The sequence below is a fragment of the Sphingobacterium shayense genome (assembly GCF_013179575.1).
In the GTDB taxonomy this organism is placed as follows: Bacteria; Bacteroidota; Bacteroidia; order Sphingobacteriales; family Sphingobacteriaceae; genus Sphingobacterium; species Sphingobacterium shayense.
This window is the reverse complement of the sequence record NZ_JABMCQ010000001.1, coordinates 80,625-101,198: the sequence shown is the minus strand read 5'-3', so window position 1 is coordinate 101,198 and position 20,574 is coordinate 80,625. Positions and strand designations below refer to the sequence as shown.

Below are 20,574 nucleotides of genomic sequence, written 5' to 3'. Positions count from 1 at the left end.
GATGTGTCGAAACGAATCATGGGACTTGTTAACGATCAAATGACAGAAAAAGAAAGGGAAAAGGTTATTAATCAAGAAATTGCAAAAATCGAACAAGAGAATAGTGAAGGAGGAAAATATGTCGTATCTGTAAAATCGTTCTACAATGGTAACGAATATTATTATTTCGTCTACCAAGACTACACCGATGTACGTTTAGTTGGTACTCCGCCAAGCAGTATCGGTAAATTCGGAGGAGACACAGACAATTGGGAATGGCCCCGTCACACCGGAGACTTTTCTATTTTTCGCGTATACGGCGACAGAGACGGTAACCCTGCGGAGTATTCGTCCGAGAATGTACCATTAAAACCGAAATATTTCCTTCCGATTAGTATTAAAGGCTTCCAAGAGGGGGATTTCTCTATGATATTGGGCTACCCTGGACGTACGAACCGATGGATGCCAGCTGCGGGTATTGATCAAAATGTCAACTTCGCATATCCTGCTTGGGTTGAAGCTTCAAAAACAGGTATGGATGCAATGAAAAAGCACATGGATCAGGACCAAGAAGTCAAACTAAATTACGCTTCAACTTATTCTGGCGTCGCCAACTATTGGAAAAACAGACAAGGAATGATCGATGCATTAACAAAACATCAAACAGCAGATGCGAAGCGCAAACAAGAAGCGAAATTTCAAAAATGGGCAAATAAAAAAGCTAATCGTGCTAAATATGGAAATGTCCTAGAAACCATCAATACCTACTATGAAGCAACCAATGAAAAAGCGCGGCATGACAATTACCTAATCGGTATGTTACGTTCTTCCACTTTCGCAGCTCTTCCATACAGCTTGGGTGCAGCTTTAAAACAATATGAACAAGCCAATCAAGCAAAACGAGATGAGATTCGACCTAAAATAGCTGCGCAGTTACAGGAACAATACGACAATCTACACCTCCCTCTGGAAGTTGACGTTTTATCGGATGAATTGGCTTTATACGCAAACAAAGGGGGACAAATAGCTTCTTATATCAAGGAATTGGCGGATAAAAACGACGGCAAATTCAAAAATGCGATAGAAACCGCGTTTGATATAAGTTTATTTTCATCTCTAGACAAAATAAATGAATATTTAAATAACCCTTCGGCGGAAACTATTGATAAGGATCCATTGTATTTGATTTCAAAATCATTAATGGACAAATATCGCGAATCATCCCCTGAAACAGAAGAATTAGCAAACCAATACCAGGGGGCGTACAGAAAATATATCGCCGGTGTTTTAGAATCAAATCCCAACAAAAAATATTATCCAGATGCCAATTCCACATTACGCTTAACCTACGGCACTATAAGAGCGTTACCAAAAGACACTCGTAACGATGCAGCCATTAATAACTACACAACACTCAAAGGCACAATTGCGAAATACCAACCTGGAGACGAAGAGTTTGATTTACCGACTCGACTAAAAGATCTGTACGAAGCAAAAGATTTTGGACGCTATGCAGATAAGGCAGGATACATGCCTGTAAATTTCTTGAGTGACCAAGATATTACTGGCGGTAATTCAGGATCCCCTGTATTAAATGGAAAAGGGGAACTGATTGGCTTGGCATTCGATGGTAACATTGAAGCAATGGCTGGAGACGTTATTTTTGACCCTATTTTACAGCGGACAATATCGGTAGATATCCGTTACGTACTATTCATTATTGACAAGTTTGCAAATGCAAAAAATATCATCGATGAACTGAATATCGTCGAATAGAAGCAGTAAAACAATTTTTTTTATCGTTTTAGATACAAAAATTACGCTTTACTTCGTTGTTTTTGTATATTTATGATATATTAGAACAGTAGTTAATAGAAGTTAAAATTATATATTTAAAAAATGGAAAATTACAACAAATTAAAAAGCTTGGTTGCGGGTATCGAAGCTGACGCTGACAAATTCTTCAACAATGGTAATTCTGCTGCAGGTACTCGCGTACGCAAAGGCCTACAAGACATCAAAACATTAGCTCAAGAAATTCGTAACGAAGTAACAAGTAAGAAAAACGACGTAAAGAAATAGTTTTTCATATTTAATAGAAAGGGGCTTTCTTCTAGAAGAAAGCCCCTTTCTATTAAATATGAGTTTCCGAATTATAGATACATCGGTGCAATGAATAAATTAAACTGTCGATCAGTCATCCAACGTCCGACTATATCCTTAAAAGTGGTATGCACTTCTTTGCGTGTCATTGGTTTATCTTTTTTCCTGCCCGTCACTGTCTTTATCTCCGCCTGCGCTACACTTACTTTCGTCGCGTATATATTATAATGTTGTTCAGGGATAACAAGCCCCAGAATCATTCCGGGTAAGCCATGAACTGCACCTGGCCCTGCAGACACCGGGATTTGGTCGGTATAGAATGCAACCACGTAGACTGAATCCAAGGTTACGCCGTTAGCTCTTCGGCATTCGTAACCAGCAATTTCTCGGTATTCATTAGTAATCTTCCATTTTACATCGAGAAGTGAATCTTGAATTAATATGGTTGATCCTGCGATATCGAATTTTGAAGTGAGCTGACCTTTTTTTAAATCTTGATAAAGGTTCCCCTTATTATCTAACAGACCTGCATTTAATAAATTGTTCACTAAAGGCGAATAGGTGCCCTCTATACTTTCAAGACTCATTTCATCGGTTCGAAACGATAATTTCTTTTTAAACACAGCTGTCTCTTCAACTTTCTCCAAAATTCCCTCGTAATATTTTTTTGTAAAATCATCTTCTTTCAAGGTCCCAATATGACGTTGGAGAAGATTTCTCACGTGAACAGTCTTATCATAATCGATAGTCCCTTCTAGTGGAAAATACGCATATTGTGCGTTAGCTGTACCGGCGAACAATACTAGCATTAGAATCGAAATATAGCAATAAGCTCTCATTATTGTGCCCCCCCTTTCATAGTAGTAAAATCCCAGCTAACTTTCAACATGAAGTAGCGTGAAATAGTATTATAGGTATTCTGTGTTATCATACTTCCAGATTGATATCTTCTAAATCCAACATTTTGGTTAAACAGGTCATTAACATAAAAATCTACAACCAAACTTTCATCCTTTAAAAATTTTCGAGAAACTCCTGGTTTAAACAAAACTCTTTCAAATTTCTCATCAAAGGCTTTCGTTGGTGCTTCATAATTATAAGAAAGGTTTCCATACAGGCTAAACTTAAATGGAAGGTGCCAATTATACCATAAGTCGGATGCGTATGTAAACCCTGAACTATTATATTCCGGTTGCAAAGAGGTTTCTATTTTTCTCCACCCAGGATTAAAACTCAAATTAAAGTCGATATTTTTTGTTGTGTTCTTCCGAATAGAAAAATCGAAACCGTAATCATAACTTGTGTTTTCGTTCAGATCTCCATTTATCAAATTATAATTGTTACGGTAATTAGTATTAAGCCCTGCGTTTCCCTTGATCTTGTATTTCTTTATTAAATCGAATCCCATTCCGGCCCAAGCCCAACCGTTATTATCAACATAATTATCAAGATTTTGGTATGTAAGATAGCGTACGCCGGTCACTGGATCAATATCAACATTCTGTTGAATTGAATTCCTAGTTTGGCTTAATCCACCATTCACGTAAACATAAAATCCTTTTAACATATTATAATTATTAAAATAAAGAGTGTAGCTGTCGGTATTTGACGGTGTCAACGACTCATTTCCTATAACAATGTTTAAAGGATCAGTATTTTGTTTTAAGGGTTGAATTTGTGATAGTGAAGGCAAATTATTATACCTAGAGTAATATGCGCCTATAGATTTGTTTTTAGTGATATTATAACGTAAACGCAAATTGGGATTATAAGTGAAAAAGTCTCGGTTAACAGAAAGATCCTCATAGTTATTTTCTTGAAACATATTATCATTACGCAACGAGTTATTAAATGTTGCTTCGAATTTCTCGATTTTATATTTAAGCGTTAAATTCACCGCATTTCTTATCGTTCGATAATCGAAATCGTTACTAAACTCACTGTCAAACTCCGTATATGCGCCGTCCGCCCCCTTGTTGTATGAGTTGTTAACGGAACTTGAGCGTGAATTATTATATTCATAGCCAATTGACGAGCTTAGAGATTTTGTAAATGGTTCGGTATATGTTGCAGAGGTACGAAGGTTATTTGATTTACTGTGCAAATCTTTTAATTGATCAATAGAGGTCGAACTTGAGTCCCTTCCTGTTTCATAAAAAGATGTCTGCGACTTTAGCAGGCTCTCTCCTTTATCATCAGTATGGTTCCCCGCTACGCGTAAGGATATCGAACGGCCGGCTTTTCTAAATTTCCGGGTGTAATAAGTGTCGTAGGAGAAATTCGAGTTTTCCGATGTAGAATTTTGCATCCTTTCATTGCTATTAACAAGGTCCATGTTTGCATTCCTGGTGGACGCTTCCGTAATATCGTCTACATCTAGCTTTCCCTTAGAGCCCGACACTTTAAATGTAATAGTACTCAAGGAGTCAATTTTCCAATCATACTTTCCATTGAAACGATGCTTTTGTAACTCCGAATTCCGATCCGTTGCATTTTCACTGTTTATTTGGCCGCTCTCTAGGTTATTTTGAGAAATACTTGCTTCCGTAAGTTGATTCTCAATTGTACCATACTTATAACCAAAATTAATTTTATGCTTCCCATCATTGAGGTTGTCACTAAAGTTAAAGCCTGTATTTAATGCTTTGGGATTTCCGCGACCGTCCCACCTGCTGAATTCATCCCAAGATCCTCCACTAAAATATACTCCGCCATCCTCGGAAACTTCCATGTTACCCCCTGATAAACCGAACTTCTCTTCTTCTTGCCAATCCAAACCGACGTTCCCATCGTTAGCCATCAGAAAAAACGCACCAATTTTCTGACTTCCGTTAAATTTATTTATTGCAAGTTTTCCAAGATACTGCTCTCGCTCACCGCCTTTTCCACCTGCGCCTTCGACCTTTCCAAAAACTCCCTTCTTAGCATCTTCTTTAAGTGTGACATTGATGGTTTGCGTCCTTGTACCATCGTCGACTCCTGTACGTTCAGCATCATCTGATTTCTTTTCGTAAACCTGTACCTTATCAACCATGTCAGAGCGAATATTCCGAGTAACAAGCGTAGGGTCATCGCCGAAAAATTCTTCTCCGTCGACTAAAACTTTCTCAACCGTCTTCCCTTGTGCTGTGATTTTCCCATCAGCATCAACCGAAATACCTGGTAATACTTTCAATAAATCCTCTACTTTCGCATTCTTTTCCACCGTAAAACTTCCAGCATCGTATTCAATTGTGTCTCCCTTCACCACGACCGGTATCTTTCCTGTTACCATGACTTCTTCAATTAAATGACTAACACTGGATAAAGCAATTTTATCAAGATTAACATCACCAGGTTCGCTTAATTTTTGAAAGAAACTTCCGAATTTAGGATAACTCACAATCAATATAGTAGGTATACTATCCGGTTTTGACATCGAGAATTTTCCATTCTCATCGGCTCGCGTAAAATCAATCAAAATGGAATCTTTGGCTTGTAAAAGCATTACCGAGGAGTTTCCCAGCTTTTTTGTTATGTCTCCATCTTCGACGACCTCTCCTTTTATAATGCTCTGAGCACCTACCTGCTCCTGAACAAAAAAAAGACATACGCACAATATACAAAGGATTTTCTTCATAGGTTTGTTAGGTTCAATTCACATTTAAATATAAGTTAATAATTCAAGTATAATTAAATTTCAATCGAAATAGAAAACAAACTAAAAAATTTAACCTTTTTTCACATCAACAGGATATTATCGAGAACGAAGTCGGAGCTACCAAAACAACAACTCGGATTAAATATTAATTGGTAGCTTTGTAAAAACACAACAACATGCAAACAATAAAAGAATATGTCCAATCCAACAAGGATAGATTTTTAGAAGAGTTATTCGCATTGCTGCGCTTTCCATCCGTCAGTGCAGATCCTAAATTCAAGAGCGATATCTTGAAAACCGCCGAATTTGTTGCAGAAAAATTAAAATCGGCTGGAGCTGAAAATGTAGAAATATGTCCAACCGCGGGTAATCCGATCGTTTACGGAGAAAAACTAATCGATCCGAATCTACCTACGGTGTTAGTTTATGGTCACTACGATGTTCAACCCGCCGATCCACTCGAATTATGGGATACGCCTCCCTTTGAACCGACTGTTCGTGAGGGAAAAATATATGCTCGCGGTGCCGCCGATGACAAAGGTCAGTTTTATATGCACATCAAAGCTTTTGAGTACATGATGATCAACAATGCATTAAGCTGTAACGTCAAATTCATGATCGAAGGCGAAGAGGAAGTTGGGTCAGCAAACCTAGGTACATTTGTCAAACAAAATAGTGACCGATTACGTAATGACGTTATTGTAATCTCTGACACCTCGATGATAAGTTTGGAGCAGCCATCGCTGGAGACCGGCCTACGTGGCCTTTCGTATGTAGAAGTTGAAGTAACCGGACCAAACCGCGATTTACACTCGGGTGTATATGGAGGAGCCGTCGCAAACCCTACCACTATATTAGCGAAATTAATCGCTTCATTGCATGACGAGAATAACCATATAACAATCCCTGGATTCTATGATGATGTTATCGAATTGAGCCTACAAGAACGAGAAGCGTTAAACCAAGCACCCTTTGATATTAGTACATACAAAGAGGATTTAGGCGTCGATGAAGTGTGGGGTGAAGAAGGATATACCACTATTGAACGAACCGGTATTCGACCGACCTTAGAAGTTAACGGGCTATGGGGAGGCTACATTGGCGAAGGTGCTAAAACAGTGCTCCCATCGAAAGCTTTCGCTAAAATTTCAATGCGTCTTGTCCCGAATCAAGATTCTCATCGTATTACGGAACTATTCAAAAACCATTTTGAAAAAATTGCTCCAAAATATGTAAAAGTGGAAGTAAAACCTCATCACGGCGGCGAGCCTGTCGTAACACCAACGGATAGTGTAGCCTATAAAGCCGCTGAAAAAGCGCTTGAAGAAGCTTTCGGCAAAAAGCCTATACCGACACGTGGCGGAGGTTCTATTCCTATCGTCGCACTTTTCGAGAAAGAACTAGGGGTAAAAACGGTTTTGTTGGGTTTTGGATTGAATAGTGACAACCTCCATTCTCCAAACGAAAAATATGGAATAGAAAACTACTTAATGGGTATCCAAACAATACCCGCATTCTTCAAATATTATGCAGAATTGAGCAAATAAATTAGCCGGCATTACGAGTTGTCTAATTCGTAATGCCGATTCAAAAGTCACCTTCCTCTTCCTTTAATTAAAAGATCAATTTAGGATTCAGCAATGAGAAACTTGTTTAAGAGTCTTCACCGGTTGTTATACTTAGGCACCGTTTTCGCAGTCTTTTGCTTGTGTTTTCCTGTCTTATATTTCTTAGCGAAGAATCCCGATAAACATTATGCCAAGATCGCGTCATTCAGACGGATTATCAGCGTATGGAGTCTTTATTTGGTCGGCATAAAAATCGAAGTAGAATACGACCATCCAGTCGACTGGAATCGAACATTTGTCCTGTGCCCCAACCATACCTCGATACTAGACATCACTATTCTCACTTTTTTATGCAACAAACCCTTCTCATTTATGGGAAAAGAAGAACTTTTAAGTAATCCCGTTACCCGAATATTCTTCAAAACGATCGATATCCCTGTCAAACGCGACAGTAAAATATCGTCTTTTAAAGCCTATAAAAAAGCTGAGGCACTCCTAAAGAAGAATTATTCTGTTGTGATCTTCCCTGAAGGAAAAATTGACGATAGGTATCCTCCAGTGTTGCATCCTTTCAAGTCGGGCGCGTTTCGTATGGCGACCGAAAACAAAATCCCTATCCTCCCTATTGTTATACAAGATGCATGGAAAATCCTATGGGATGACGGCAAAAGATTTGGTTCTAAACCAGGAACTATACATGTGAGAATTTTAGCACCAATTGAAATTAATGAGTATCTGGTGAATGATAATAGCACGCTAGAGAACATCGTATATAATCGCATGAAAAGCGTTTGGAATCGGCACAATTAAATATTGAATAATACGGAAGTCAAAATCAAATACGCTTTTCGCAATATTTTTGTAACTTCATCGCTGTTATAATCCGAATCAGATGGACAAAAGCTTTTTAATAGAAATCGAAGATATTGGCAGAGAATACATAATTGGCGCCGAGAAAATTTATGCTCTAAAGTCCGTGTCTCTACAGATAAAAAAGGGAGATTTTGTGGCGTTAATGGGACCATCCGGTTCTGGAAAATCTACTTTAATGAACATTTTAGGCTGTTTAGACACCCCAACAAGAGGCTCTTATGTTCTCAACGGAATTGACGTTTCGGATATGACAGAAGATGAACTTGCAGAAGTTCGAAACAAAGAAATAGGCTTTGTATTTCAAACTTTCAACCTCTTACCTAAAAGTACTGCGCTTGAAAACGTCGCTCTTCCCCTAATTTACGCAGGACTTAATAAATCCACACGCAATGAACGCGCATTAAATGCGTTAGAAAACGTGGGTTTGGGCAATAGAGTTGATCACCGTCCAAACGAATTGTCAGGCGGTCAACGACAACGAGTTGCTGTCGCACGAGCACTTATCAACGATCCCTCAATAATTTTAGCAGATGAACCAACCGGAAATTTAGATACAAAAACTTCAATCGAGATTATGGGACTATTAGAAGACATCCATTCTAGAGGTAATACCATTATCCTGGTTACTCATGAGGAAGATATTGCACAACATGCACACCGCATTGTACGTATGCGTGACGGGCTTATCGAAGACGACTACCCCAACCCTTCTATCAAATCTGTCGATCCAAGGCTAGACGCCCTAAACGAAAAAGGATCAGATTTCGAAAAATTTTAATTTTATTAACCTGATTAACAGGTACTTAAAAACAATTCAATTTAATAACATTGTTTTGACTTGTTTTAGTGAATAATTATATTATTTTTGCGGAAAATAGCAATTTAAATAAATTAGAGTATGTATTGGACACTAGAATTGGCATCTCATTTGGAAGATGCTCCATGGCCAGCAACCAAAGATGAATTAATCGATTATGCTATTCGTTCCGGCGCTCCCGTTGAAGTAATCGAAAATCTTCAAGCATTAGAAGACGACGGTGAGCCTTATGAAAACATTGAGGAGATCTGGCCAGACTATCCTACAAAGGATGACTTCTTTTTCAACGAAGACGAATATTAAAAAATAAAAAACGCCAAAATTGGGCGTTTTTTATTTTTTAATTAATTAACAAACTTCAATTTATAAGCGTTTTTTTAGTACCGAAATGCAAATTACTGAACGCACTATTAATCCTTAGAGTATTTCTCGTGTCTTATTTTAAAGACTAGACATGAATAGAGTTATATACACATTTGCACTAGTGTTAACCATAATTTCCTCAAGCAGGGCTCAGAAAAATGATGCCGCTAATAAGGATATTGCAATTGTGCAAGCTTTTATTTCTGATGTAAATAATCCATCAATAAGAGCCGACGTAATTCTAGCAAAACACGTACAGATTGAAAAAACTACTTCGAATGAAGGTTACGACTACTTAGAAGCAAGCATTAACGAAATCCGCTTAAACCTACAAACTAAAAACGTCGATAACATTACCTATATTCCTTTCGATGAGCTCTCCCGCAGAGAAACCGACGACATCGACCCCGAAGGAAAACCGACGAACAAAATGTATTTTCTTTATTATAAAAACAGACAAATGCTCGCTGTATATATAGAGAACGATAGAATTGCGTCGTTCACCTTAGTTTCTAAAGGAAATAAAATTGCGCATTTCGTAACCTATTAGTTTTTTGATAAATATTTGGAGCTAAGCAATAAATATTAGATATTTGTTCACAACGATAATACAAATGAATTTAACAATGAAAAGTAGAGCATGGTGGTGGCACAACAATTAATGTTGTGGCAAAAACCTATTGCTTGATTTTTTTCATCTCAAAGAATAGTAGCTTGCCTAAATAGGCAAGCTTTTTTTATTTTAGTCCATCAAAGTCATGAAGAAGATATTAGCTCATTTATTTGAATACAAAACATTTACAAAAGAAGAAGCGTATGGCATCTTAACGAACATCGCGACAGGGAAATATGATAGTCATCAAATCGCTGCTTTTTTGACAATTTACGGTATGCGTAGCATTCGTGTAGAGGAACTGAGTGGCTTCCGCAATGCGATGTATGACCTATGCAATAAAGTCGATCTTCCGGGGTATGACCTTATCGATCTTTGTGGGACAGGAGGAGATGGTAAAAACACCTTTAATATTTCTACTTTAGCTTCTTTCGTTGTCGCAGGTGCTGGCTATCAAGTTGCGAAACATGGAAATGTAGGTGTTTCCTCAGGATGCGGTTCTTCCAATGTCATGGAACATCTGGGATACAAATTTACAAACGATGTCAGCGAGCTCCGCCGTCAACTAGATCAAGCCAACATATGTTTTCTTCATGCGCCTTTATTTCATCCAGCGATGAAGACGGTAGCGCCGATACGTCGTGCATTAGGCGTAAAGACCTTTTTCAATATGCTGGGCCCTCTAACAAATCCAGCTAGCCCAAAGTATCAAGCAGTCGGAGTTTTTAGTTTAGAGCTTGCCAGATTATATAATTATTTATATCAGAACACAGACAAACAATACAGTATCATCCATGCTTTAGACGGCTATGATGAAATCTCATTAACTGGAGATTTCAAACTAATAGACAACCGGGGCGAACAATACTTCAAAGTCGAAGATTTAGGATTCACACCTATTCAGGCCGCAACACTTACTGGGGGAGACACTGTGGAAGAAGCAGCAAACATATTCCAAAAAATAATGCGAGGAAATGGCACCGATGTCCAGAACAAAGTCGTATTAGCCAATGCTGCTTTCGCAATAAAAACGATACACCCCAACAAGAGTTTTGGTGATTGTTTTTATGAAGCAGAAACATCCCTACTAGGATTAAAAGCATTAGCTAGTTTCCAAAAATTAATACAAAACTAAAATGAAGTTACAAGTCAAAGTCTGTGGCATGAAAGACGACCAGAACATTTCAGAGTTAATCAAACTCCCGATCGATTATATCGGGTTTATATTCTATGATCAATCCCCCAGGTCGGTTTTAAAAATTCCCACAGTACAAATTCCCGGATCAATTAAAAAAGTTGGTGTTTTTGTAAATGATACAGTAAACAATATTAGAAAGAAACTCGACGAGGGCCTTCACGTCATACAACTGCACGGCGCAGAAACTCCAGAATTTTGTAAAGAAATTCAAGATTTGGGTGTCCCTGTTATTAAAGCATTTGGTATTCATGAAGAGTTCAATTGGGCAACCTTAGAGAACTACGTCTCACACGTAGATTATTTTTTATTTGATACACGAAGTAAACAACATGGTGGCACAGGCCAAACATTCAATTGGGAAGTACTCAAAGGGTATAAATTACATATTCCCTATTTTTTAAGTGGTGGGTTGTCAAAGCAGAATATCAAGGCAGCTAGCCTTATCGGAGACAAACGGCTTATCGGATTGGATCTAAACTCCAAATTTGAATTAAAGCCTGGATTAAAAAACATTAACGAACTACAAAACGCACTGAATCTATTATAACAAATGATGAATAAGTATCACGTAAACGAAAAAGGGTATTATGGACCATTTGGTGGCGCCTACATACCGGAAATGCTCTATCCAAATGTGGAGGAGCTTCAACAGAAATACCTTGATATTATACAAGACGAAAGTTTTCAACAGGAATTCCAAGAGTTATTACGAGATTACGTAGGACGTCCGTCACCATTATACTTAGCAAAACGTCTTTCTCAACGCTATGGAGCTAATATTTACCTAAAACGTGAAGACCTAAACCATACTGGGGCACATAAAATAAACAACACCGTAGGACAAATCCTGCTTGCAGAACGGTTGGGGAAAAAACGCATTATCGCTGAAACAGGTGCTGGCCAACATGGAGTCGCCACTGCAACAGTCTGCGCCCTCAAGGGACTTGAATGTATCGTTTATATGGGAGAAGTGGATATAGCAAGACAAGCACCTAACGTTGCTCGCATGAAGATGATGGGGGCAAAAGTTATAGCAGCGCAGTCAGGAAGCCGTACACTAAAAGATGCCACAAACGAAGCGCTTCGTGATTGGATTAATAATCCCGTCGACACGCACTATATCATTGGCTCGGTTGTGGGGCCACATCCTTATCCAGACATGGTTGCCAAATTCCAATCCATCATTTCTGAGGAAACAAAAAAGCAACTTTTAGAGAAAACCGATAGCGACACTCCTAACTATGTAATAGCATGCGTAGGCGGCGGTTCAAATGCTGCTGGAATGTTCTATCATTTTCTAGATCAAGAAGAAGTAAAACTAATTGCGGTAGAAGCCGCCGGTCATGGCGTGGAAAGCGGAGAATCTGCAGCAACGACTGCGCTTGGCAAAGAGGGCGTTCTTCACGGTAGCCGTTCTATTCTTATGCAAACAGATGACGGACAGGTTATTGAACCGTACTCGATTTCCGCGGGATTAGATTACCCTGGCATCGGACCGCAGCATGCCTGGTTATTTAAAAACGGAAGAGGATCATACGTTAGTATTACAGACGATGAAGCTATGCAAGCTGGATTAAGGCTAACACAACTGGAAGGCATTATCCCGGCGATTGAAAGTTCTCATGCACTGGCATATTTAGAAAAAATGTCCTTTAAAGGAGATGAAACCGTCGTTATTTGTTTATCAGGTCGAGGCGACAAGGATCTTGACAATTACACAAAATATTTTGGACTCTAAGAAAATGCAAAAAGAAAATTTAACCAAAGCAAATGCTGACAAACGTCTGTTGTCAATCTATTATACCGCTGGGTATCCTACACTCAATTCAACGGTGGATATTGCTGAACGCTTGGAAAAGTCTGGAGTTGATTTCTTAGAAATCGGTTTTCCATACTCCGACCCAGTAGCAGACGGACCAGTCATTCAAAAAAGCTCTCAAATAGCCCTGGAAAATGGAATGACGCTTAAAACGTTATTCGAACAGCTAAAAGGGCTCCCTAAACGAGTAACGATTCCTGTATTTCTGATGGGTTATTTTAACCCTGTTCTTCAGTACGGTGTAGAAAATTTTTGTAAATCTTGTCAAGAAGTCGGAATCACGGGCGTTATAATTCCAGATCTGCCTATGTATGAATATGAGGAACTCTATCAAGATCTATTTACCAAATATGGTATTAGCAATGTGTTTTTAGTCACTCCACAAACCTCAGATGAAAGGATCCGAAAAATCGATGGCCTTAGTAATAGTTTTATTTATCTACTGTCTTCAAATGCTACTACCGGCAAAAATCTTGAAGTCAGCAACCAGGCGGAATTGTACTTCAAACGTTTGGCAGCAATGAATCTCAAAAGTCCATTGGTCATTGGTTTCGGTATCTCTGACGCAAAGACATTTCAAAAAGCGACAGACTATGCTGCGGGGGCAATAATAGGAACTGCCTTTGTAAATATTCTCGCACAGCAAAATTATGAGGATAAGATCGAAAAGTTTATCAAATCGATCGTGAACCCTTAATAAGTGTCGTAGAGTTACAACCAAACTTTAACATAGCTCGATATTGATATTTTTAACAATTAAAAAGACGCAATTAACTTCAGTTGCGTCTTTTTCGCGAATACCAATAAAAATAAGCGTTTAGGCTACCCTCCCGCAGTATAGTCTGATAGATAAGACTTCGTAGTCAAAGGCTCACATATTGACAATGCATTGCATTGCTCCATTTTGGGTGACGCGCGAATTGGTTCTCAAAGGGGCAATATTTCGATTATGCAACCCTTAGTAGCCGTAAAGCAGAGTCTTTGCACTTTATGGCTTAACGCCAGCCTAACAATCCTGCGATCACCTCAAAGAACCATCGCAAGTACAAATGTTCTTTTAAAAGGTATGTGCCAAAGTTATCTCACCCACCCTTTCGGATCGGTCGTGATCAGTGGGTTTTACGCCCCATTTTATAACCGCTCATACTACTGAGCGAATTACTAATAATGCTTGACAAATTTCGAATATACTCTAAATAGCACAACGGCAGAAACGAGAAGGATCGCCGCAACGCACAGTGAGATTTCAGGCTGAATAAGTAATTTTTCCATGGTTATGCGGTTTATAATGTTCACCATAAAAGTATTTAATGTTTAGCTACCGTTAAAATTTTTTTTTTCCACAATTCACATTATTAGATTAATATCAATATACCTGGTTCATTCGTCAAGAAATTGTTTAAATACATTTTGTTTTCCTATCTTTGTGAACATGCGTGTATTAATAGCATACATACTATTATTTTTCTATACGGTAACTTGTTCGGGAGCTACTGTTTACATGCATTTTTGCCATGGAACTTCGGACGTTAGCATTCAAGGGCAATCATTAAAAGAGCGACAAAATTGCACGATGTGTTTGCAACACAAAGGCAACGATCATAACGATCAAATGAGCCATACATGTGACCTAGCTCTGCAAACCTGTTGCAAAGACATTACACTGGAACTGAAAAAATCTGATAACGAAGCGGAGAATACTGCTGCTATATTTTCTTTTTTCAACTTAGCTCCCGCTATAACTACGATCTACTGGATTTCGATATTTCAGAATTTCATAGTGAATCCAGACAATCTGGAAAAAACGTATTCCGAAAAACCATTAGTCGCCTACAAACCCCCTACCTACCTTTTTCATTGTAATTTCAGAATTTGATTCATTGATAGTAAATTGTTGACGCAAGGTCTCTCGACCATGCCTAAGAAATATACTGTTAAATGAAAATCAATTAAATGAAATATCTATTTAAATTCGGTTTATCTGCTTTTCTATTATGTTTAACAATGTTAACATATGCGCAAACAGATACCACTATAAACTTCACAGTTGCCGGAAACTGTGGCCTCTGCAAACAGAGAATTGAAAAAGCGGCAAAAATCAAAGGTGTCTCTTCGGCAGATTGGGATCCTTCAACAGGAGTCGCAAATATAAATTTCGATTCATCAAAAGCGACTGTTCGTGAAATTAAACAAGCCATTGCTGCGGTTGGTCACGACACCGATGAGATACGTGCTGACGATAACGTTTATGAAAAACTTCATGAATGTTGTCTTTATGAGCGCCAATCACAAGGAAGTACAAGTTCGAAAACATCTAATCTATTAACCACCGGTATCCAGACAATATCCTTTAATACGGCCGGTGTGTGTGAAATGTGCAAGAAGCGAATTGAAGATGCAGCTCGTATCGATGGCGTTCAAGACGCAAAATGGGATGCGAAAAGTAGAATAACGACTGTCCGTTTTGATGTTTCAAAAACAACTATCACGCAAATCAAACAAGCTATCGTGAACAAGGGGCACGATACGGACGAGTTTAAGACGATGAACGATACATACGACAAACTTCCTGACTGTTGTAAGTACGAAAGAGAACAGACAAACACAAAAAAATCAGAATCAAACGCACATTCAATGACACACGAAGACCACGATCATATGATTCGTGGTGTCGTGGTTAAAGAAAATCAGAAAGGCGAACTTACCCCGATTCCGGGTGTCAATATATTTTGGCTCGAAAACCAAAATATTGCCGTTCAATCAAACCAAAACGGAGTCTTTGATCTGAAACACGAGGAAGAGTACAAAAACATCGTCGTCAGTTTTGTCGGCATGCAGCCAGATACAATACTGGTCAAAAACCTACACGATATTCTTGTAATTCATGCTAAAGATAACGTATTGGAAGAAGTCGTTGTTTCTCGAAAACAGAAAACAAATTACATTTCTAAACTTAACCCCAATCGTGTGGAAACGATCACCGCAAAAGAACTTTTCAAGGCAGCTTGTTGTGATTTAAGTGAAAGCTTCGAAACCAATGCCTCAGTCGATGTTGTGAGCAGTGACGCTGTCACTGGAAGTAAGCAAATCCAACTTCTTGGATTGAGCGGTGTATACACTCAACTCACTGTTGAGAACATGCCTGGTCCTCGAGGGTTCGCAGGCTCGCTTGGCTTAAACAGCATGGCAGGCCCCTGGATAGAATCGATACAAATTAGCAAAGGTATGGGATCTGTTGCAAACGGGTTTGAAAGTATGTCAGGACAAATCAACGTGGAACTAAAAAAGCCGAATAACACGGACCAATTGCACTTTAATATTTATGGCAATAATATGGGGCGTGGCGATGTAAATTTAAACTTGGCCCATAAAATCAGCGACAGGTGGTCCGTTGGTCTGCTTTTGCACGACAATTTTATGTACAATAAGAACATGAATTTCAGCAACAATGGATTTAGAGACATGCCGGTTGGAAATGTCTTTTCGGGAGTCAATCGGTGGACCTACGAAAATGGTCAAGGACTAATTACCCAATTTGGGCTAAAATATCTTCGCGACGATCGTATAGGAGGTGAAATTGAGTTTAACGAGAGGACAGACAAAGGGACAAAGAATCGCTACGGTCTTGGTTTCGATATTAAGCGTATTGAAGGTTTCGCCAAAATTGGTTATATTTTTCCTAATCATAAATTACGGAGCATAGGGCTTCAAGTATCGGGGTCACACTACGAACAAGATAGTTATTTTGGACTTACAACATACGATAACGAGCAACAAAGTGGGTACGTGAACTTTTTATACCAAGACGTGTTTGGCAGTGTAAAACACAAATACAGGGCGGGCGCATCGATTTCTTACGATAAATATAAAGAACTCCTTCTTAACTACGGTTTTAATAGAAAAGAAACTGTGTCTGGTGTATTTGCGGAATATACCTATGCACCAAACGAAAATTTTGATGCTGTATTGGGACTTCGCCAAGACTACAACAGTATTTACGGGTGGTTTACAACTCCAAGAGCCGTGATCCGGTATGCCCCAGCATTAGGTACCACACTACGTTTAAGTTCAGGAAGAGGACAACGCACCGCCAATATATTTGCAGAGAATATGGGAATTTTTGCCTCTAGCAGAACGATTGATCCAGTAAATCTCACTAGCACAAAAGGCACAGCATATGGGTTGAATCCCGAAGTATCTTGGAATACTGGATTTACAATCGATCAGGACCTACGATTATTTGGCCGCGAAGCTGGTCTCTCTGCAGAATTATTTCATAATAGATTCAGCAACCAGGTCGTGGTAGATTTAGAAAACCCAAGAACTGTATCATTCTATAATTTAGAGGGCAAGTCTTACTCCAATAGCTTGCAAACAGAGTTCCGATTCATGCCACTAGCGCACTTAGAGGCTCGCTTTGCCTATAGATTTCTCGACGTACAAACCGATTATAATCAAGGACGTCTGCAAAAAGCGTTAACAGCAAAACATCGTGGTTTTATGAACTTGGGATATAATTTACATAATGGATGGAGTTTCGATTATACACTAAATACCGTGGGTAAAAAACGTTTGCCTTCAACTGCAGCAAATCCGGAACAATATCAATTATCAAATTATTCGGATGCCTATATAACAATGAATGCACAAATAAGCAAATCTTTGGGGGTAACTAAAAACTTCACTATATATATTGGTGGAGAAAACTTAACAAATTTCTACCAAAAGGACCCTATTTTAGCGTTCGATGATCCTTTTGGCCAATATTTCGACACAAATCTGCTATGGGGTCCAATATCGGGACGACTATTTTACGCAGGACTACGATATACAATCAAATAACTAATAACACAAACGCCCGCATCGAAAGTATACAACGGGCGTTTGCGTTTTTTTAAAGAATGCTTTTTATTTCTTGGTATAATCTCGCTGTAGGGAGTCCGACGACATTTTCATACGACCCTTCAATAGACTTAATACCGATCAAACCAATCCACTCTTGGATACCATACGATCCAGCTTTATCATACGGCTCGAATTTATTTATGTAATAATGAATTTCCTGATCTGAAAGCGGATACAATTCAACAATTGTCTCTTCCATAAAGGTATATGTTTTCTGTTGAAAGCGCAGTGCCACTGCGGTATATACTGAATGCTTCTCCCCTTGCATCGATTTAAGAGTTTGAAACGCGTCCGCTGAATCTTTTGGTTTCCCTAAAAGGATATTCCGGTGAACGACAACTGTATCAGCGGTAATTACTAGTGAATCAAAAAATTCTTCAGAAGCAAATTTTTCTGATTTCTTTTGAGCAATATCAACGACAACCTCAGCAGGGCTTAACCGACGATCGACAAATTCTTCGGTTTCCAGAACCAATACCTGAAAATCCACACCTAATCGAGCTAGAAGCTCTTTTCTTCTAGGTGATTGCGATCCTAACACCACACGTATATTTTCTAAAGCTTCTAACACCATACTTTTCAAATACTTTTAATACCTAATTCGTTCGACCATAAGTTCTGTAGTCGCAACATTTTCTCTATTACATCACGTACACAACCGAGACCTCCGGACTTCGGAGAAACATATCCTGAAATCGTCTTTACGTCTTCCACAGCATCCTGTGGGCATAAAGCGAGCCCGGCGTATTGCATACACGCCAGATCTGGAATGTCATCACCCATAAAAGCAACCTCGCTAGCATGAAGAGAATTTTCATCTAATATTTCTTTCATTAGCTGCAGCTTGTTACTTACTCCCAAATATACATCGGTGACTCCAAGCGAATTAAGTCTATGTTTTACACCCTGCGATTTTCCACCGCTGATTACAAAGATTTTCAAACCTGCCTTAACGGCGAGTTGTATCGCATAACCATCTTTAATGGAGAAAGAACGCAATTGCTCCCCGCTTTCATTTACCATTACTGTACCATCTGTAAGGACGCCGTCAACATCTAGAAATAATCCTTTTATTCGCGTAAATTTTTCTAAAATCATATCAGTCAAAAATAACTAAAACAACGCATATACACACAACACCGATACTTACTAATCCGTTTCGGCCATGTTTTTATCAAAATAAGGCAAACCATCAGATAAATGTCAGAAGTTAGTTGTGGAGGAAACTAATTAACGAAAAAGCCTTGTCAATGTCGCGAATTGATGTACCTTTGTACTGTAATCAAAGAGATATTAATGATTACACATAAAATTGTCTTTTCATAATTTAGGTTTATAATTGGTTAGTAGCAAACCCTGGCGCCCATCGTCAGGGTTTTGTTTTTACAACAACTTTTTTACATAGTCATACACATCTTATTTTCAATATTTTAAAAATATTTATATTCAACTATCAAAAAAAACCGATTGATTTATTCAAAATCAATCGGTCATTATTTCGTTAATGAAAAATACGACTACTTCCCTTTGTCGCCACTTGGTGGTTTTGCGATTGAACTGCGCATTTCCGTATCTGATTGTATATTCTGCATCTTGTAATAATCCATGATTCCCAAGTTTCCATTTCTAAATGCCTCTGCCATTGCTAAAGGAACTTGTGATTCTGCTTCTATAACTTTCGCTTTCGCTTCCTGAGCTTTGGAACGCATCTCTTGTTCCGTAGCAACTGCCATCGCACGTCTTTCCTCTGCCCTTGCATTCGCTACTTTAAGGTCAGCTTCGGCTTGATCAGTCTGCAGCTTCGCGCCAACGTTCTCACCAATATCTATATCTGCGATATCAATCGATAGAATCTCGAACGCTGTTCCTGAATCAAGCCCCTTTGAGAGAACGGTCTTGGAAATACGATCGGGATTCTCAAGAACAGCTTTATGATCAACCGAAGATCCGATTGTTGTAACAATACCCTCACCTACACGAGCCAATATCGTTTCTTCTCCAGCGCCGCCGACAAGTTGATTAATGTTTGCACGGACCGTTACACGAGCTTTTGCTATAAGTTGAATACCATCTTTTGCGACAGCCGCGACAGGAGGCGTATTAATCACTTGAGGGTTCACAGACAGCTGGACAGCATCAAAAACGTCACGCCCTGCCAAGTCAATCGCGGTAGCTAATTTAAAATCCAGTGGAATATTTGCTTTGTCTGCAGATATAAGTGCTTTAATGACTTTATTTACATTTCCACCCGCCAAAAAATGTGTTTCAATATCATTTGAAGTAATTTTTAATCCCGCTTTGGTAGAAGTAATCATCGCATTAGTAACAAGCGACGGTGGTACTTTCCGTAGACGCATTAATACCAAATTCAATAGGCTTATTTTCACATTAGAGAGTTGGGCGGTAAACCAGAGGTTTACGGGTAGCAGATAAAGCAATAAAAAAAATGCTACAACACCACCAACGATAATCAATATCAAACTAATTCCTGGATCCATAAATTCACGGTTTTAAGTAATAGGCTAAAGTTAAAATATTTATCCAAAAAAAGTGCATTTTACGCTTACATATACAAATATAATTTCCTTCCCGAGCGAAAAAAAGACATATTTGCTTATCGATCGCTGATCCGTCAAAAAAATGACTAATCGCACACGGAACATTGAAGTTTCTTAGAAAGTTTACACCGCTAACAA

The 20,574-nt window shown here is 38.7% G+C and carries 18 protein-coding genes; 13 read left to right on the top strand and 5 right to left on the bottom strand.

The annotated features are described in order from the left end of the window. Positions 1 to 1,755: S46 family peptidase (locus HP439_RS00445; RefSeq protein WP_172388352.1), on the top strand; the 1,755-nt coding region annotated here is incomplete at its 5' end. 123 nt (positions 1,756 to 1,878) lie between these two features. After that, positions 1,879 to 2,061, top strand: a complete 183-nt coding sequence (locus tag HP439_RS00440) for a histone H1 (RefSeq protein ID WP_172388351.1) — start codon at positions 1,879 to 1,881, stop codon at positions 2,059 to 2,061. Positions 2,062 to 2,132: 71 nt separating this feature from the next. Here the strand turns inward: HP439_RS00440 and HP439_RS00435 are convergent, their stop codons facing one another. Both HP439_RS00435 and HP439_RS00430 read right to left on the bottom strand, forming a co-directional pair. Further along, positions 2,133 to 2,891 (bottom strand): GLPGLI family protein, encoded by a 759-nt coding sequence (locus HP439_RS00435; RefSeq protein ID WP_172388350.1) that lies wholly within the window; start codon positions 2,889 to 2,891, stop codon positions 2,133 to 2,135. A gap of 29 nt (positions 2,892 to 2,920) precedes the next feature. After that, positions 2,921 to 5,701, bottom strand: coding sequence for an outer membrane beta-barrel family protein (locus HP439_RS00430; RefSeq protein WP_172388349.1), 2,781 nt, complete (start codon positions 5,699 to 5,701; stop codon positions 2,921 to 2,923). 197 nt (positions 5,702 to 5,898) lie between these two features. Between HP439_RS00430 and HP439_RS00425 the strand changes: the two genes are divergently transcribed. The 11 genes from HP439_RS00425 to HP439_RS00380 all read left to right on the top strand — a co-directional run bounded on the left by HP439_RS00425 (position 5,899) and on the right by HP439_RS00380 (position 17,815). Beyond that, positions 5,899 to 7,269 (top strand): dipeptidase, encoded by a 1,371-nt coding sequence (locus HP439_RS00425; RefSeq protein WP_172388348.1) that lies wholly within the window; start codon positions 5,899 to 5,901, stop codon positions 7,267 to 7,269. A gap of 93 nt (positions 7,270 to 7,362) precedes the next feature. Next, positions 7,363 to 8,100 carry a lysophospholipid acyltransferase family protein gene (locus HP439_RS00420; RefSeq protein ID WP_172388347.1) on the top strand — a complete coding sequence of 246 codons (738 nt, stop codon included), beginning with the start codon at positions 7,363 to 7,365 and terminating at the stop codon, positions 8,098 to 8,100. Between the two features lie 82 nt (positions 8,101 to 8,182). After that, positions 8,183 to 8,941, top strand: a complete 759-nt coding sequence (locus HP439_RS00415; protein ID WP_172388346.1) for an ABC transporter ATP-binding protein — start codon at positions 8,183 to 8,185, stop codon at positions 8,939 to 8,941. Between the two features lie 120 nt (positions 8,942 to 9,061). Next, positions 9,062 to 9,283 (top strand): DUF2795 domain-containing protein, encoded by a 222-nt coding sequence (locus HP439_RS00410; RefSeq protein ID WP_002996718.1) that lies wholly within the window; start codon positions 9,062 to 9,064, stop codon positions 9,281 to 9,283. Positions 9,284 to 9,434: 151 nt separating this feature from the next. Further along, positions 9,435 to 9,893: a hypothetical protein gene (locus HP439_RS00405; RefSeq protein ID WP_172388345.1), complete on the top strand. Its 459-nt coding sequence runs from the start codon at positions 9,435 to 9,437 to the stop codon at positions 9,891 to 9,893. 208 nt (positions 9,894 to 10,101) lie between these two features. Beyond that, entirely contained in the window at positions 10,102 to 11,091 is a 990-nt protein-coding gene (trpD, locus tag HP439_RS00400) for an anthranilate phosphoribosyltransferase (RefSeq protein WP_172388344.1), read from the top strand. Position 11,092: 1 nt separating this feature from the next. Continuing rightward, on the top strand, positions 11,093 to 11,701 hold the full coding sequence (locus HP439_RS00395; protein ID WP_172388343.1) for a phosphoribosylanthranilate isomerase: 609 nt from the start codon (positions 11,093 to 11,095) through the stop codon (positions 11,699 to 11,701). Between the two features lie 6 nt (positions 11,702 to 11,707). Continuing rightward, complete coding sequence (gene trpB, locus HP439_RS00390) at positions 11,708 to 12,892, top strand: tryptophan synthase subunit beta (RefSeq protein WP_172388362.1); 1,185 nt, start codon at positions 11,708 to 11,710, stop codon at positions 12,890 to 12,892. A gap of 4 nt (positions 12,893 to 12,896) precedes the next feature. Next, entirely contained in the window at positions 12,897 to 13,670 is a 774-nt protein-coding gene (gene trpA, locus HP439_RS00385; RefSeq protein WP_172388342.1) for a tryptophan synthase subunit alpha, read from the top strand. Between the two features lie 735 nt (positions 13,671 to 14,405). Beyond that, positions 14,406 to 14,849 carry an HYC_CC_PP family protein gene (locus HP439_RS19790; protein WP_484592841.1) on the top strand — a complete coding sequence of 148 codons (444 nt, stop codon included), beginning with the start codon at positions 14,406 to 14,408 and terminating at the stop codon, positions 14,847 to 14,849. A 77-nt stretch (positions 14,850 to 14,926) separates the two neighbouring features. After that, a complete protein-coding gene (locus HP439_RS00380; RefSeq protein ID WP_172388341.1) occupies positions 14,927 to 17,815 on the top strand; it encodes a TonB-dependent receptor domain-containing protein in 2,889 nt (962 codons plus the stop codon). A gap of 52 nt (positions 17,816 to 17,867) precedes the next feature. On the opposite strand, the gene HP439_RS00375 is transcribed toward HP439_RS00380, so the two are convergent. From HP439_RS00375 to floA, 3 genes are all read right to left on the bottom strand, one after another. Then, positions 17,868 to 18,452: a Maf family protein gene (locus HP439_RS00375; RefSeq protein ID WP_216657714.1), complete on the bottom strand. Its 585-nt coding sequence runs from the start codon at positions 18,450 to 18,452 to the stop codon at positions 17,868 to 17,870. Between the two features lie 5 nt (positions 18,453 to 18,457). Continuing rightward, positions 18,458 to 18,976, bottom strand: coding sequence for a KdsC family phosphatase (locus HP439_RS00370; RefSeq protein ID WP_172388340.1), 519 nt, complete (start codon positions 18,974 to 18,976; stop codon positions 18,458 to 18,460). A gap of 419 nt (positions 18,977 to 19,395) precedes the next feature. After that, positions 19,396 to 20,376: a flotillin-like protein FloA gene (gene floA, locus HP439_RS00365; RefSeq protein WP_172388339.1), complete on the bottom strand. Its 981-nt coding sequence runs from the start codon at positions 20,374 to 20,376 to the stop codon at positions 19,396 to 19,398. Between the last annotated feature and the right edge of the window lie 198 nt (positions 20,377 to 20,574).

Bases quoted from the DNA above. Each gene is read 5' to 3' on its own strand.
- HP439_RS00435 (WP_172388350.1), bottom strand. From the start codon at position 2,891: ATGCTAGTATTGTTCGCCGGTACAGCTAACGCACAATATGCGTATTTT.
- HP439_RS00375 (WP_216657714.1), bottom strand. From the start codon at position 18,452: ATGGTGTTAGAAGCTTTAGAAAATATACGTGTGGTGTTAGGATCGCAA.
- floA (WP_172388339.1), bottom strand. From the start codon at position 20,376: ATGGATCCAGGAATTAGTTTGATATTGATTATCGTTGGTGGTGTTGTA.
- HP439_RS00395 (WP_172388343.1), top strand. From the start codon at position 11,093: ATGAAGTTACAAGTCAAAGTCTGTGGCATGAAAGACGACCAGAACATT.
- HP439_RS19790 (WP_484592841.1), top strand. From the start codon at position 14,406: ATGCGTGTATTAATAGCATACATACTATTATTTTTCTATACGGTAACT.
- HP439_RS00405 (WP_172388345.1), top strand. From the start codon at position 9,435: ATGAATAGAGTTATATACACATTTGCACTAGTGTTAACCATAATTTCC.
- HP439_RS00440 (WP_172388351.1), top strand. From the start codon at position 1,879: ATGGAAAATTACAACAAATTAAAAAGCTTGGTTGCGGGTATCGAAGCT.
- trpB (WP_172388362.1), top strand. From the start codon at position 11,708: ATGAATAAGTATCACGTAAACGAAAAAGGGTATTATGGACCATTTGGT.
- HP439_RS00430 (WP_172388349.1), bottom strand. From the start codon at position 5,701: ATGAAGAAAATCCTTTGTATATTGTGCGTATGTCTTTTTTTTGTTCAG.
- HP439_RS00425 (WP_172388348.1), top strand. From the start codon at position 5,899: ATGCAAACAATAAAAGAATATGTCCAATCCAACAAGGATAGATTTTTA.
- HP439_RS00370 (WP_172388340.1), bottom strand. From the start codon at position 18,976: ATGATTTTAGAAAAATTTACGCGAATAAAAGGATTATTTCTAGATGTT.
- HP439_RS00420 (WP_172388347.1), top strand. From the start codon at position 7,363: ATGAGAAACTTGTTTAAGAGTCTTCACCGGTTGTTATACTTAGGCACC.
- HP439_RS00380 (WP_172388341.1), top strand. From the start codon at position 14,927: ATGAAATATCTATTTAAATTCGGTTTATCTGCTTTTCTATTATGTTTA.
- trpD (WP_172388344.1), top strand. From the start codon at position 10,102: ATGAAGAAGATATTAGCTCATTTATTTGAATACAAAACATTTACAAAA.
- trpA (WP_172388342.1), top strand. From the start codon at position 12,897: ATGCAAAAAGAAAATTTAACCAAAGCAAATGCTGACAAACGTCTGTTG.
- HP439_RS00415 (WP_172388346.1), top strand. From the start codon at position 8,183: ATGGACAAAAGCTTTTTAATAGAAATCGAAGATATTGGCAGAGAATAC.
- HP439_RS00410 (WP_002996718.1), top strand. From the start codon at position 9,062: ATGTATTGGACACTAGAATTGGCATCTCATTTGGAAGATGCTCCATGG.